Here is a 14,130-nt window from a genome sequence, read left to right as displayed (position 1 = left end):
ATTAAAATAAGCTCATCTAGATTTCACGAACGACAATTCGCGAACCTTCTGCCTTTACAACTTTAACCTTAGCGTTTTTCGAAATAAAGCTTCCTTCAGATACAACGTCCAAACGTTCCCCGTCAATCTCAGCCGTCCCTGAAGGTCTCAAATCAACTAGCGTGATTCCTTCCATACCAACCAATTCAATCCTGCTCACATTTGATACATATCCTTGCTCCGAGCTCGTTGAGTCTTTCAATACAATTTTTCTAAAAAATTTCATCTCTTTTCCAAACACCTTTACAAGTAGGATAAACACAAGTACAGATACTGCTATTGCAACCAGTAGAGAAATCCCTAATTGGACCGGATTGTTAGAAGCCAAGAACAAGCTGACGATAATCGCCGCCATACCAAGAGCACCAACAATCCCACCCGGTATAAACAATTCGAGGATACATAACAAAACACCCAATATAAATAAGACTAAAACTTCATAACCCGCCAAGCCTGCTACGAAATGGCCATAAAAGTAGAGCAATAAGGCAATGAGTCCAGTAGTACCCGGGAAGCCAAAGCCTGGAGTAAATAACTCCATCACAATCCCAACTCCAGCGATGATTAACAGCACCGGAATAATAAATGGATTTGTCAGAAAGCGAGCGATTTTTTCGGCGATGCTTTCATCAATTGACCGTATGTCAGCATCTTCTACACCAAGAATGCTGTATAATTCACTTTTTGCACGCACAGTTCCTTCACTATAGCCTGCTTTCCTTGCTTGCTCAGCTGTGAACGTTAATAATTTGCCTTTTCCCGCATCATATTCAGGCAAATTAATGTCCGCATCAGCCATTGCTTGTGCATAGATAGGATCTCGGCCATTTTGCTCAGCCGCTGTTTTCATTGCGGCACTCCAAGCTGATTGAGCCTTAAGCCCCGCTGCATTCCCTGCTGTATCGATAACAGCCGCTGATCCCATCGTTGCATTAGGAGCCATATAGATTTTATCTGTATTGAGCGATATATAAGCGCCTGCTGATAGTGCTCGGTTATTCACATAGGCCACTGTCGCAACTGACGTATTTTGCATACGTTTCGCAATCTTTGTCGCTGAATTAACTGCTCCCCCAGGTGTATCCACTTCGAAAATGACGACTTCTGCCCCATTCTCCTCGGCCGTTGTCAATGCACGGTCAATAAAAGCATACAATCCATCTTCCACCGTATTTTCAATCGGTACGAGATAAACAATTCCACCTTCAGCTTTTGCTTGATTAGGCTGAATGATCAACAAACTTGTCACCAATAAGAATAAGAAACCAATGATCACGGAACGCCAAATTCTCAAAGGAGGTTCCTCCTTTCCCTATTTTTTGCTTCCCCTCTTTATTACGTATGTATTGCCTAAAGGTTTCAGAATCTTTACAGCTATTTTGAGTATCGCCTATGAAGCTACAATCAGCAAGGAAAATCCCTTACAAACTGATGTGAATGTCCATAAACATATAGTGAAACTTCAATCAGCGGGGGGTTTACTGCCCGCTAATGCGGGCTAAAGAACGTGTGAGGGTTTTGCAATAGGTTAGGAAGCAGAAAGCCTTCTATATCTATACACAAACAAAAAGCCATAGACATAATGCCTATGGCTTTGGGTGTTTGAGTTTAAGATAGATGTTGTTGCACTAACTTATTTACAAGAGAACCATCTGCTTTGCCTTTTACTTTAGGCATTAGCGCTCCCATTACTCGGCCCATATCTGTTTTAGATGATGCTTTGACTTCTTCGATTGTATTTTTTACAATTTCGGAAATCTCTTCTTCTGAAAGTTGCTCCGGCATATATGCCTCAACGTAATCTATTTCGGTACGGACTTTATCCACGAGATCGATACGACCTGCATTTTCAAACTCTTGGAGGGAGTCTTTGCGTTGTTTTAATTCGCGAGAGAGCACTGTCAATTCTTCATCATCTGTTAATTCTTCACGCTTTTTCAATTCTTCGTTTTGAAGAGAAGATTTAAGCATACGAATAACAGATAGTTTGTCCTTTTCTTTGTTCTTCATCGCTTGTTTCATATCATTATTTAAACGCTCGAGAAGACTCATCTTTCCACCCTCTCTTAGAATTTACGTTTTCTTGCAGCTTCAGACTTTTTCTTACGTTTTACACTTGGCTTTTCATAAAATTCACGCTTCCTAGCTTCCTGAAGCGATCCTGCTTTAGATACAGTACGTTTGAAACGACGAAGAGCATCTTCAAGCGATTCGTTTTTACGAACGACGGTTTTAGACATCTCTTTCCCTCCCTCCGAAAACAACACACAAACTCAAGTTGTCAACATGTTATACATGTACTAAACCATTATAATATATGCATCTAATCAGGTCAACTGGTTAATTAAAACTATTTGTCGTTTACTGCGATATATCTAAACTTTTTTTGTGAAAAATTATTTTTTATTCATATCGTTCTAAACAAGCATGTCCCACGCAACTAGTCCATACACTTTAGCAGAGGTGAGTTACTTGAGGGATTTAGCCTTGTTCGTATTGTTTATTGTCATTTTTCTTACTGGAATGTTTGTTTTACGGGTCGGCTTATTTAATTTGTCTGGGATAAAATTAAAATCGATACTTGAAAAAATAACAAATCGTTCATGGAAGGGATTTTTAGCGGGCGTGCTCTTTACAGGAGTCCTCCAGAGTAGTTCAGCCGTCATGGTCATGACGGTCGGACTCGTTTCGTCAGGAAGCATTGCCTTCCCTCAAACTATTGGCATTATTCTTGGCACAAATATTGGATCCACCTTCACCGCAGAGTTCATGACCTTTTCACTTAACTCATATATTATTCCCGGCGTTATCAGTGGTGCGGTATTGTGGCTGCTTCCATCAACGCTCGCGAGGAGCCTTGGGACTGCTTTGATTGGGATTAGCTCCATTTTTGCAGCGATGAGCGGATTTAAATTTCTATCCTCCTCATTAGCCAACTATCCATTTACGAAGCATTTGCTTGCAGAAATGGACAGTCACCTATTCATTGCAATCTTAACAGGCGTGATCATTACAGCTATCATTCACTCAAGCTCAGCGACCATTGGAATTACGATGAGTTTTTTGGCAGGAGGAGATATGGCTTTAGCAACCGCGATCGCGATTATGCTCGGTTCAAATGTTGGGACATGCATTACCGGTTGGATGGCAAGTATCGGATCTGGAAAGGAGGCATCACTTACTGCGTACGCGCATATTTGGTTGAATTTGCTAGGGGTACTGATATTTATTCCATTGATTCATTATTTAGAAACATTTGCACAAGCATTAACTTCTTCAAAGGATATGCAACTTGCCCATGCGAGCGTTTTATTTAATGTCATCACATCACTCGCTGTATTGCCTTTCTCTAAACAATTTGCAAACATTGTTTTAAGAATTCATACTAGAAAAAAAACATAAGGCCTTGCTTCAAAAACCGAGGGGGGTTTTTGAAACAAAGCCTTTTTTAAAAATTAATAATCAGAATCAGCCGTTAAACCATTCACAATCGCAATTCCTGCACTTGCACCAATTCTAGTTGCTCCGGCTTCGATTACTTTCGTTGCATCTTCTGTATTACGGACACCACCTGAAGCTTTAACACCGATAGAAGGACCTACTGTTTTTCTCATAAGGGCGATGTCTTCAGGAGTTGCCCCACCTGTTGAGAAGCCCGTTGACGTTTTCACGTAATCAGCACCTGCTTTTACAGCAAGCTCACATGCACGGATTTTTTCTTCCTCTGTTAGTAAAGACGTTTCGATAATGACTTTAGATAATGCTTTCCCTTTTGAACTTTCAATAACCGCACGGATATCTCGTTCTACTAATTCATCATCTTGATCTTTTAAGGCGCCGATATTGATCACCATATCGACTTCGTTTGCACCATTTTCAATGGCATTCTTCGTTTCAAACGCTTTCGTTTCAGGAGTGTTTGCTCCTAACGGGAAGCCAATCACTGTACAAACGACTACATCAGATCCTGCAAGCAATTCACTCGCATAAGTAACCCAAGTAGGGTTTACGCAAACGGATGCGAAGTGATGCTCTCTTGCTTCCTCACATAATTGTTTAATTTGTGCCTTTGTTGCATCTGCTTTTAATAACGTATGATCAATAAGGTTAGCTACATTTTTTGACATAATGATATCTCCTTCTAAACTAAGTATATTAGTTGTACGTACCTCTTCATCATATCATGTTTAGTCGAATATGACGAATATTAAATTTACATGTTTGGACTCTTAGTTATTATTGTGTGCAAGAACCTGGGAATTTATAAAAAACAAAGAAGGGTCAGACCCCGCAACAACTAAATTCAGTATATGATAAGTGTACGAAACACTAGATACTGATTTAGAGTGCGAGGTCAGACCCTTAGAGACGCCCTCTGCCTATTGGTTAACCTACAATTCCGGCTGTTACTTCAGAATCTTTCAAAACTGTCACAAACTGCCCTTCATTATAAGGGTAACCCGATTTTGTAATTTTCACTTTCACAATTTCGCCAACCATTTCTTCGGTAGCTTGGAAGACGACTTTTAAATAGTTATCTGTATAGCCTACATATAAGCCGCTTTTGGGATTCTCTTTGTAAAGCTCTTCTGGAATAACTTCTAGCACTTCCCCTTCAAAAAGAGAGGCATATTCTTTTGAAAGTTGCTCAGAAAGCGAGATTAAGCGATGTACACGTTCATTCTTTACTTCTTCATCCACTTGATCTGTCATTCTCGCAGCCGGAGTACCTGTACGTTTAGAGTAGGGGAAAACGTGCAATTCAGAGAATTTATGGTCTTTAATAAAATTATATGTTTCCATGAACTCTTCTTCCGTTTCACCAGGGAAGCCAACAATTACATCGGAAGTAACGGCAAGACCTGGTAAAGCTTGACGAAGTTTCACTAAACGGTCTGCATAAAATTCCATCGAATATTTTCTTCTCATTCGCTTAAGAACTGTATCAGATCCAGACTGAATCGGAATGTGTAGGTGACGTACGACTTTATTGGAATTCGCCAACACTTCAATCACTTCATCTGTAATTTGACTTGCCTCAATCGAAGATATTCTAATTCGTTTTAATCCAACGATTTGCGTTTCTAAATCTCTGAGCAATCTCGCTAAATTATAATCTTTCATATCTTCCCCATAGCCACCTGTATGAATACCAGTCAAAACGATCTCTTTGTAACCAGCGTCAACAAGTTTCTGTGCTTGATTGAGCACTTCTTTCGGGTCACGAGAACGCATTAAGCCACGAGCCCAAGGAATAATACAGAAAGTGCAGAAGTTATTACAACCTTCTTGAATCTTCAAGGAAGCTCGCGTGCGATCGGTAAATGCAGGCACATCCAATTCTTCGTACACGCGTGATTTCATAATGTTTCCAACGCCATTAATCGGTTGACGTTCTTGCTTATATTGCTCGATATACCCAAGCATCTTCGTCCGATCTTGAGTACCTACTACAATATCAACACCAGGAATGGCCATAATTTCAGCTGGCGACGTTTGTGCATAACAGCCTGTTACTGCTATAACAGCATCTGGATTTTTACGAATCGCCCGACGAATAACTTGGCGACTTTTTTTATCTCCCGTATTTGTCACTGTACATGTATTGATCACATATACATCCGCATTTGTTTCATATTCAACACGTTCATAGCCATCGTTTTTAAATAATTGCCAAATGGCTTCCGTTTCATAATGGTTTACTTTACATCCTAATGTATGAAAAGCGACAGTTGCCATCTTCTTCACCTCAATAATTCTAATTGATAAGAAACAGCGGCCAATGTATAGAGTGGTGCTGTTTCAGTTCGTAATATTCTTGGTCCAAGTCCACATAGGGTAAATCCCGCTTCGGTCAGTTTTGCGATTTCTCCCTCTGATAAACCACCTTCTGGACCAAATACAAAAAGTAGGGATTGACCAGGTTTCATTTCTTGTAAAGCAGAAACAAGAGCACCCTTCTCTCCTTGTTTTGCCGATTCTTCAAATGCGACCATTTTTACATCATACTCACTAGCATGATTGATAAGGCCCGCTAAATTCAGTGGTTCTGTCACATGAGGAAGTACGGTGCGATGTGACTGTTCAGCCGCTTCTTTGGCTATTTTCTGCAGGCGTTCGATCTTTTTCCCCGCCTTTTTTTCGTCCCATTTTACCACCGAACGAGCCGCAATGAAAGGGATAAACTCATGCGCTCCCATTTCCGTTCCTTTTTGCACGATTACTTCCAATTTATCCCCTTTAGGCAGACCGCTCGCAATTGCAAGTTTAATCGGTAGTTCTTTATCTTCCTTCAACCATTCAATAACAGTAGCTTGTATAGCTTCACTCGTCACATCTGCGATCTCAGCCAATGCCGCTTGTCCATCCGGTTTAACAGCAATCAACTGGTCTGTAGTCCCCATCCTCATTACCCTTGTAATATGATGAAAATCCGCTCCAGTGATTTGAATCTTTTCATCTACAAACGCATCTAATTCTAAGAAATATCGTTGCAAACAAACACCTACTTTCATACAAAACAAATATGGCATTAATACGCCACCATTTACCATAATGATAAATCATGTAGCACGCTATACTCGCCTAATCACAATGGTGGCAGTGCAGTGCCGGATTTTGAAGTACTTTCTTAATAATGGAAGGATATCTGTAAGTAGATTGTCTAAATTAATAAGTCCGGATCTCCATGTCCTTCATACAAAACAGGTGGCAACTGCTTTGCCACCTTAATGATTTCTCTAGTATGCAACACTTTATTGGTTTCTTTTGGCGATAAACGCAACCCAATCTTCCATTAAAAGCGTCTCTTCAATTGTGAAGCCAGCCGCAATTATCGCATCTTTTACTTCTTGTTTTTTCGGTTGAATAATTCCTGATGAAATAAAATAGCCACCTGGTTTCACCACTTTTGCCACATCATCGGTAAAGCGAAGAATCACTTCAGCTAAAATATTCGCCACGACCACATCTGTTTGTTCTTTGATACCATCCAGTAAATTCCCTTGCGAAACATTGACTCGTTCTTGAACTTTATTAAGTTTCACATTGATAATCGCTGAACGGACTGCGACCTCATCTAAATCAAGACCATGAACGTTTTTCGCGTCAAGTAATGCTGCAGCAATACTTAGAACGCCTGAACCCGTACCAACATCCACCACGACATCGCCAGGCTTTACTGTACGCTCTAATGCTTGAATACACATAACTGTCGTTGGATGGGTTCCCGTTCCAAAGGCCATTCCTGGATCTAATTCAATAATCAGCTCATCACTGTTCACTGGTGTATAGTCTTCCCAAGTTGGTACAATGGTAAAACGTTCAGAAATTTTAACAGGATGATAATATTTCTTCCAAGCTGTCGCCCATTCTTCTTCATTCACTTCACTAATCGATATCGCATTTAAGCCTAGATCAATATCAAACACTAACAGATTATTAATGGATTCCTTAATCGCGTCTACTGTCTCACCTAAGAAACTATTCACAGGTATATATGCTTTAACGATAACGCCTTCTTCGGGATAATCGGCTGGGTTAAGCTGGTAGATTTCTCCAAAGACATTTTCTCGTTCTTTTAACAGTTCCAAAGGATCTTCAATAACAACTCCACTCGCACCCGCCTCATGCAGAATATTGGAAACAGGTTCGACCGCTTCATTCGTTGTATGGATTGCAATTTCAGACCATTTCATTTCTACCAACTCCCCTAATCAATTAGTCACCTTTAAATGCGCGTTTTACTTTAGCAAAAAAACCATCTTCCTGTTCATCCGGGGCATTTTGTCCACTAATATCAGAGAATTCACGAAGTAATTGCTTTTGTTTTTCAGTAAGCTTTCTTGGTGTAATGAGTAAAATGACAACATGCTGATCACCTTGACCATAGCCACGGACATTTTGAACACCTTTTCCTTTTAGACGGAAACGGGTACCTGTTTGTGTGCCTGCAGGAACTTTCAGCTTCACTTTTCCATGAACAGTAGGTACTTCGATTTCATCTCCTAGTGCTGCTTGAGCAAATGTAATCGGCATTTCACAATAAATATCATCGCCTTCACGCTCAAAAAACTCATGTTCACGTACTCGGAACACTACATACAAGTCCCCAGCAGGACCGCCATTGAATCCTGGTTCACCTTGCCCTGTAACACGTAGCTGCTGACCATCATCAATTCCAGCTGGAACCTTGACTTCAATCTTTTTACGTTTTTGAACCTTTCCAGCACCACTACATGTTGAACATTTTTCAGGGATAATTTTCCCTGTTCCTTGACAATGATGACAAGTACGACGATTGACCATACGACCAAATGCTGTATTCTGCTCGACATTTAATTGACCTGTACCATGACAATGTGAACATGTATTTACCTTTGTTCCTGGTTTAGCGCCTGAACCAGAACATGTATCACAGGTTTCTTCGCGAGGAATCTCGATTATCGTCTCTTTGCCAAATACCGCTTCTTCAAAAGAGAGTGTCATCGTATATTGTAAATCAGATCCCTGTCTTGGTGCGTTCGGATCTCTTCTTCTTCCGCCGCCTCCACCAAAGAATGTACTGAAGATGTCTTCAAAACCACCAAAGCCGCCAAAGTCCTGGCCACCAAACCCTTGATTCGGATCCGTATGCCCAAATTGGTCATAATGTGCTTTCTTCTGTTCATCACTTAACACTTCATATGCTTCTGTAATCTCTTTAAATTTATCATTTGCATCTTCCGCTTTATTAATATCTGGATGATATTGTTTAGAAAGCTTACGATACGCCTTTTTCACTTCATCTTTAGATGCTCCTTTGGAAACCCCAAGCACCTCATAATAATCTCTTTTACTCATACTCTTTCTCACTCCCGATCCTTTTCACATAAAGATTATTCTAACATCCATCGAAGATATAGTGCAATAAGAAAAACGCAAGCGCCTTGGACAGCTCGCGAAGAAAATGAGGATTGACGCATGATGGCATGCTCTTCGCCATCTTGTGGCAATCAACTTTTTCTAAAGCGAGCTAGGCGCTGTAGTTAGACAATAAGAAAAACGTAAGCGCCTATTTATGGAACTTTGACTAAAGTCCACCAACCATTTCTTATCTCAAAAAAGCCAAAGCCAAGATAACCTGACTTTGACTTTTTTCAGAGAGTTGGCTCTTCGCTAATCAATTGCCATATCTCATTGTATTATTTTTTATCGTCGTCTACTTCTGTGAATTCAGCGTCTACTACATCATCATTTGATGGTTGTGCTTCGCCTTCTGCACCTTGAGCAGCTTGTTGTGCTTTTGCTGCCTCTTCGTAAAGCTTCATTGATAAAGCTTGAACGATTTCATTAAGCGCGTCTTTTTTCGTACGAATTTCTTCTAATTCGTTTTTCTCAATCGCAGCTTTAAGTTCGTCTTTCGCTTCGTTTGCTTTCGCAACTTCCGCTTCATCGACTTTACCTTCAAGGTCTTTCAACGTTTTTTCCGTTTGGAAAACAAGTTGATCGGCTTCGTTGCGAAGTTCAACTTCTTCTTTACGTTGTTTATCAGCATCAGCGTTTTCTTCCGCTTCACGTACCATGCGGTCGATTTCTTCATCAGATAGACCTGAAGATGATTTGATTGTGATTGCTTGTTCTTTGTTTGTGCCAAGGTCTTTCGCACGTACGTTTACAATCCCGTTTTTGTCGATATCGAATGTTACTTCAACTTGTGGAATTCCACGTGGTGCTGGTGGGATATCGCTTAATTGGAAACGACCAAGCGTTTTATTATCAGCAGACATCGGACGTTCACCTTGAAGAACATGGATATCTACAGCTGTTTGATTATCAGCAGCCGTTGAGAATACTTGAGATTTACTTGTAGGAATCGTTGTATTACGATCAATCAATTTCGTAAATACTCCGCCCATTGTTTCGATACCAAGTGAAAGTGGAGTTACATCAAGAAGTACAACATCTTTCACATCTCCAGTTAAAACGCCACCTTGAATTGCAGCACCCATTGCTACTACTTCATCAGGGTTTACGCCTTTTGAAGGTTCTTGACCTAATTCTTTTTTGATCGCTTCAACAACAGCAGGAATACGTGTTGAACCACCAACAAGAATCACTTTATCGATTTCAGATGCAGAAAGTCCTGAATCTTTCAACGCTTGACGAGTTGGTCCCATTGTACGTTCTACAAGTCCAGCTGTGATTTCATCAAATTTCGCTCTTGTTAATGTAACATCTAAATGAAGTGGACCTGCTTCTCCAGCCGTAATAAATGGTAATGATACTTGAGTAGATGTAACACCAGAAAGATCTTTTTTCGCTTTTTCAGCAGCATCTTTCAAGCGTTGTACCGCCATTTTATCTTTAGCTAGGTCAATGCCGTTTTCTTTTTTAAATTCAGCTACTAAATAGTCAATAACCATTTGGTCGAAATCATCTCCACCAAGTTTGTTGTCGCCAGCAGTTGATTTCACTTCAAAAACGCCGTCTCCCAATTCCATAACAGATACGTCAAATGTACCGCCGCCAAGGTCAAAAACGAGAATGGTTTGATCTTGATCTGTTTTATCCAAACCATAAGCTAATGCTGCAGCAGTTGGTTCGTTGATAATACGCTCTACTTCAAGACCAGCGATTTGACCAGCGTCTTTTGTCGCTTGACGCTCTGCATCATTAAAGTATGCTGGAACTGTGATAACTGCTTTCGTTACTTCTTCGCCAAGATATTCTTCCGCATATGATTTCAAGTATTGAAGAATAATCGCTGAAACTTCTTGAGGTGAGTAATCTTTCCCTTCAATCGTTTCTTTATGATTTGTTCCCATATGACGTTTAACAGAGATAATTGTGTTAGGGTTTGTTATTGCTTGACGTTTCGCTACTTCCCCTACTTGTCTTTCACCATTTTTGAAAGCAACAACGGATGGTGTTGTACGATTGCCTTCTGGATTCGGAATTACCTTTGGTTCCCCACCTTCAAGTACAGATACACATGAGTTCGTTGTACCTAAGTCAATACCAATAATCTTGCTCATAGTCACTTACCTCCTGCTATTTATGTAGTTTATTCACTTACTTTGACCATCGACGGACGAATCACTCTGTCCTTCAATTTATAACCTTTTTGGAATTCCTCCACAATGATATTAGAATCAACGTTATCGTCTTGTACTTGCATAACAGCTTGATGCATATGTGGATCAAATTCTTTTCCTACAGATTCAATCGCTTCGATGCCTTCTTTTTTCAACGCTTCTACAATTCCTTTATAGATCATATCCATTCCGGCAAGCATCGATTTCGTTTCTTCATGATCGCTTTCGATTTTCATCGCTCTTTCAAAATTATCTAAAGACTGGATTAAATCGCCAGCAAGGCTTTGCGCTCTATATTTCAATGCCGCTTCCATATCAAGCTTGGCACGTCGTCTTGAGTTATCAAAATCAGCTTGTAAACGTAAATATTTATTATCCATTTCTTCTATCTTTGCTTCTAATTCTTCAATCTTGGCAGTAGCCGTTTGAAGTTCATCCATAGGAGCAACAGCTTCTTCTTCATTTGCCTGCTCAACTTGAACATCTTCCTCAGCAAAAATAGCTTCAACAGTTTCTTCGTTTACTGGTTGTTCATTCTTTCTCTCTTCTGTCACAATCTCACCTCCTAAAAATGGGTGCTTTATATATGTAAGACATACTAGAGAACGGCAGAACAGCATATCCTGCACATCCCCCAATATTGCCTTTACTAATAATTTTGATACAGCTTTGTTAAAAGGGCCGTCATATCTTTTGAGAAGAATTCCAGCAAACTAATAACACGGGAGTATTCCATTCTTGTCGGTCCAAGAATCGCAATTGTTCCTACTTGTTGTTGCCCGACCGAATATGTAGCGGTAATCAAACTGCAATCTTCAAGCAAAACATTGTTATTTTCTCTACCGATTTTCACGTGAATACCAGCTGGATTTTGTTTCATTATCTCATAAAGGCCTTGTTCCTGTTCAATCAATGAAAGCAGTGAAGATACTTTATCAATATCATGAAACTCAGGCTGTTTCAACATATTCGTTTTGCCACCAAAAAATAATTTTGGAGGCTTCGCGATATCCAGTGTTTCTGCAAGAGAAGTCACTAACGTACCATAATTATGGATATGCTGACTAAGCAATACAGCTACTTCTTTATAAATCTTATCACGTAGCTCAGCAAGAGGGACCCCGACCAGACGATCATTTAAAATATTTGCCATCTTCTCAATTTCATTCATATCAAAAGATGGCGGAAGTGAAATGACCTTATTCTCAACATGTCCAGTGTCGGTAATAATAATTGCAATCGCCGTTTCCCTACTTAAAGAGATAATTTGAATCTTCTTCAGCTTGTTATCTTTGACTTTTGGACCTAAAACGATCGATGTGTAGTTCGTTAGCTCTGAGAGTATTTTGGCGGATTTTTGAACGATTTTCTCAAGTTCATAAATCCGATCTGCAAAAATCGAGCGAATAATACGGCGATCATCTGTTTTTAAGCTTTGCGGCGCCAACAAATGGTCGACATAATATCTATACCCTTTTTCAGAAGGAATTCTCCCTGATGAGGTATGTGTCTTTTCCAAAAAACCAAATTCTTCTAAATCCGACATCTCATTCCGGATTGTCGCAGAACTAAAAGCGATTCCTTCTTTTTTCGACAAACTCCGCGATCCAATTGGTTGGGCATTTCGAATAAAATCATCAATAAGGGCTTGAAGGATTAATAATTGACGATCCGTTATCATCTATGATCCCCCCTGTTAGCACTCTGTCCTCGTGAGTGCTAATATACTAATAAATTATCAAATGCCGGTAGTGATGTCAACGGTTTAGACCTAGAACTTTCTTCATTTTTTTTAGAGATTGCCCATCTTTATTCTAAACCAAGGAATTCCTGGAATACTTCATTGCCTAGCAGTTTGCCTTGTTTAGTTAATCGCACAAACCCATCCTTCTCTTCTAGCAAGCCTTTTCCAACATGTTTTTCGAGTGGTTTCGCAAAAACATCTGTCATTTCCACCCGAAATTTATCGGTAAATTTCGCGTAAGAAACACCTGCTGTTTTTCTTAACCCCAAAAACATTTCCTCTTCCATTTGTTCATGAATAGGGACAAGATGATTTTCTAGGACAGGGAGCTCGTTATCTACAAGTGGTGTCATATATTTCTTCACTGGCCCATGATTAGCGATTCGTCTACCCGCCGTATAGCCATGAGCCCCAGCGCCGATGCCATAATACTCATCATTATTCCAATAGGTTAGGTTATGACGACTTTCATAGCCTGGTTTTGCAAAATTGCTGATTTCATATTGATTGAGACCATGCTTATCCATCGTTTCCATGAGCTGCTCATACATGCGCGCTTCTAGATCCTGAGGTGGCAAGTTTAGTTTTCCCTTTTGCATTAAATTATAAAAAACTGTTTTTGGCTCGACAATCAGCGAATAACTAGAGTAATGCGGCAAATCAAGTGCAAGCGCTGCATCAAGCGTTTCTAGAAAATCTTCCATCGTCTGACCAGGAAGTCCATAAATCAAGTCAATACTTATATTCGTAAAGCCGACCGACTGCGCTTTTTCAATCGTTTCATACACTTCTTTTGCTCGGTGTGTTCGACCAATTCTTTTTAATAAATCATCATTAAAGCTTTGTACCCCAAAACTAAGCCGATTTACCCCGGATTGAAACATGATGGCCAATTTTTCACGGGAAAGATCACCAGGGTTTGCTTCAAAGGAATATTCTGCCCCTTCATTCATCGGCATCCACTCAGAAATTGAATCACAAAGGAACGCGAGCTGTTTTTCGTCTAATGATGTCGGGGTTCCACCACCAACAAAAACCGTATCAAGCCCAGCAGTTGGATATTTATTCACCTGTAATTGCATTTCTTTTTTCATCATGACTAAATATTCATCGACCGGCTGTCCTTTTAAAAATACTTTATTGAAATCACAATAGTGGCAAATATGCTCACAAAACGGGATATGGATATAAGCGCTTTTTATCATATAGTTCACAACCTTTTGTTAGTAATCCTTGTTTGCGTAAAAAATCAAAAAGAGGCTAGACACCGAA

Annotated in this window: 13 protein-coding genes; 1 reads left to right on the top strand and 12 read right to left on the bottom strand. The window is 40.0% G+C overall.

Annotated elements, in window-relative coordinates; genetic code table 11:
• Nucleotides 1-16: 16 nt before the first annotated feature.
• From ACIQZI_RS04725 to rpsU, 3 genes are all read right to left on the bottom strand, one after another.
• The gene (locus ACIQZI_RS04725) at nt 17-1,333 is read right to left on the bottom strand and encodes an NfeD family protein (protein WP_403069979.1); all 1,317 of its coding nucleotides are present in this window, start codon (nt 1,331-1,333) and stop codon (nt 17-19) included.
• Nucleotides 1,334-1,647: 314 nt separating this feature from the next.
• The gene (locus ACIQZI_RS04720) at nt 1,648-2,091 is read right to left on the bottom strand and encodes a GatB/YqeY domain-containing protein (RefSeq protein ID WP_062177866.1); all 444 of its coding nucleotides are present in this window, start codon (nt 2,089-2,091) and stop codon (nt 1,648-1,650) included.
• Between the two features lie 14 nt (nt 2,092-2,105).
• Complete coding sequence (gene rpsU / locus ACIQZI_RS04715) at nt 2,106-2,279, bottom strand: 30S ribosomal protein S21 (RefSeq protein WP_028391853.1); 174 nt, start codon at nt 2,277-2,279, stop codon at nt 2,106-2,108.
• Nucleotides 2,280-2,511: 232 nt separating this feature from the next.
• Here rpsU and ACIQZI_RS04710 point away from each other — a divergent pair, with 232 nt between their 5' ends.
• The gene (locus ACIQZI_RS04710; protein WP_157279596.1) at nt 2,512-3,441 is read left to right on the top strand and encodes a Na/Pi symporter; all 930 of its coding nucleotides are present in this window, start codon (nt 2,512-2,514) and stop codon (nt 3,439-3,441) included.
• Nucleotides 3,442-3,494: 53 nt separating this feature from the next.
• On the opposite strand, the gene deoC is transcribed toward ACIQZI_RS04710, so the two are convergent.
• From deoC to hemW, 9 genes are all read right to left on the bottom strand, one after another.
• Complete coding sequence (deoC, locus tag ACIQZI_RS04705) at nt 3,495-4,166, bottom strand: deoxyribose-phosphate aldolase (RefSeq protein ID WP_403069974.1); 672 nt, start codon at nt 4,164-4,166, stop codon at nt 3,495-3,497.
• A 259-nt stretch (nt 4,167-4,425) separates the two neighbouring features.
• Nucleotides 4,426-5,778 carry a tRNA (N(6)-L-threonylcarbamoyladenosine(37)-C(2))-methylthiotransferase MtaB gene (mtaB, locus tag ACIQZI_RS04700; RefSeq protein ID WP_403069971.1) on the bottom strand — a complete coding sequence of 451 codons (1,353 nt, stop codon included), beginning with the start codon at nt 5,776-5,778 and terminating at the stop codon, nt 4,426-4,428.
• A gap of 5 nt (nt 5,779-5,783) precedes the next feature.
• Complete coding sequence (locus ACIQZI_RS04695; protein WP_403072040.1) at nt 5,784-6,536, bottom strand: 16S rRNA (uracil(1498)-N(3))-methyltransferase; 753 nt, start codon at nt 6,534-6,536, stop codon at nt 5,784-5,786.
• Between the two features lie 258 nt (nt 6,537-6,794).
• Complete coding sequence (prmA, locus tag ACIQZI_RS04690; RefSeq protein WP_062177854.1) at nt 6,795-7,736, bottom strand: 50S ribosomal protein L11 methyltransferase; 942 nt, start codon at nt 7,734-7,736, stop codon at nt 6,795-6,797.
• A gap of 22 nt (nt 7,737-7,758) precedes the next feature.
• Entirely contained in the window at nt 7,759-8,880 is a 1,122-nt protein-coding gene (gene dnaJ / locus ACIQZI_RS04685) for a molecular chaperone DnaJ (protein ID WP_062177851.1), read from the bottom strand.
• Nucleotides 8,881-9,221: 341 nt separating this feature from the next.
• Entirely contained in the window at nt 9,222-11,054 is a 1,833-nt protein-coding gene (gene dnaK / locus ACIQZI_RS04680; protein ID WP_062177847.1) for a molecular chaperone DnaK, read from the bottom strand.
• A 29-nt stretch (nt 11,055-11,083) separates the two neighbouring features.
• A complete protein-coding gene (grpE, locus tag ACIQZI_RS04675; RefSeq protein WP_403072037.1) occupies nt 11,084-11,671 on the bottom strand; it encodes a nucleotide exchange factor GrpE in 588 nt (195 codons plus the stop codon).
• 92 nt (nt 11,672-11,763) lie between these two features.
• Nucleotides 11,764-12,795 (bottom strand): heat-inducible transcriptional repressor HrcA, encoded by a 1,032-nt coding sequence (gene hrcA / locus ACIQZI_RS04670; protein WP_403069965.1) that lies wholly within the window; start codon nt 12,793-12,795, stop codon nt 11,764-11,766.
• Nucleotides 12,796-12,923: 128 nt separating this feature from the next.
• Complete coding sequence (gene hemW, locus ACIQZI_RS04665) at nt 12,924-14,063, bottom strand: radical SAM family heme chaperone HemW (RefSeq protein WP_403069960.1); 1,140 nt, start codon at nt 14,061-14,063, stop codon at nt 12,924-12,926.
• Nucleotides 14,064-14,130: the final 67 nt, after the last annotated feature.

This window comes from Peribacillus sp. NPDC096379 (genome assembly GCF_044762875.1).
Lineage (GTDB): Bacteria > Bacillota > Bacilli > Bacillales > DSM-1321 > Peribacillus.
This window is presented reverse-complemented; position numbering and strand designations above follow the sequence as displayed.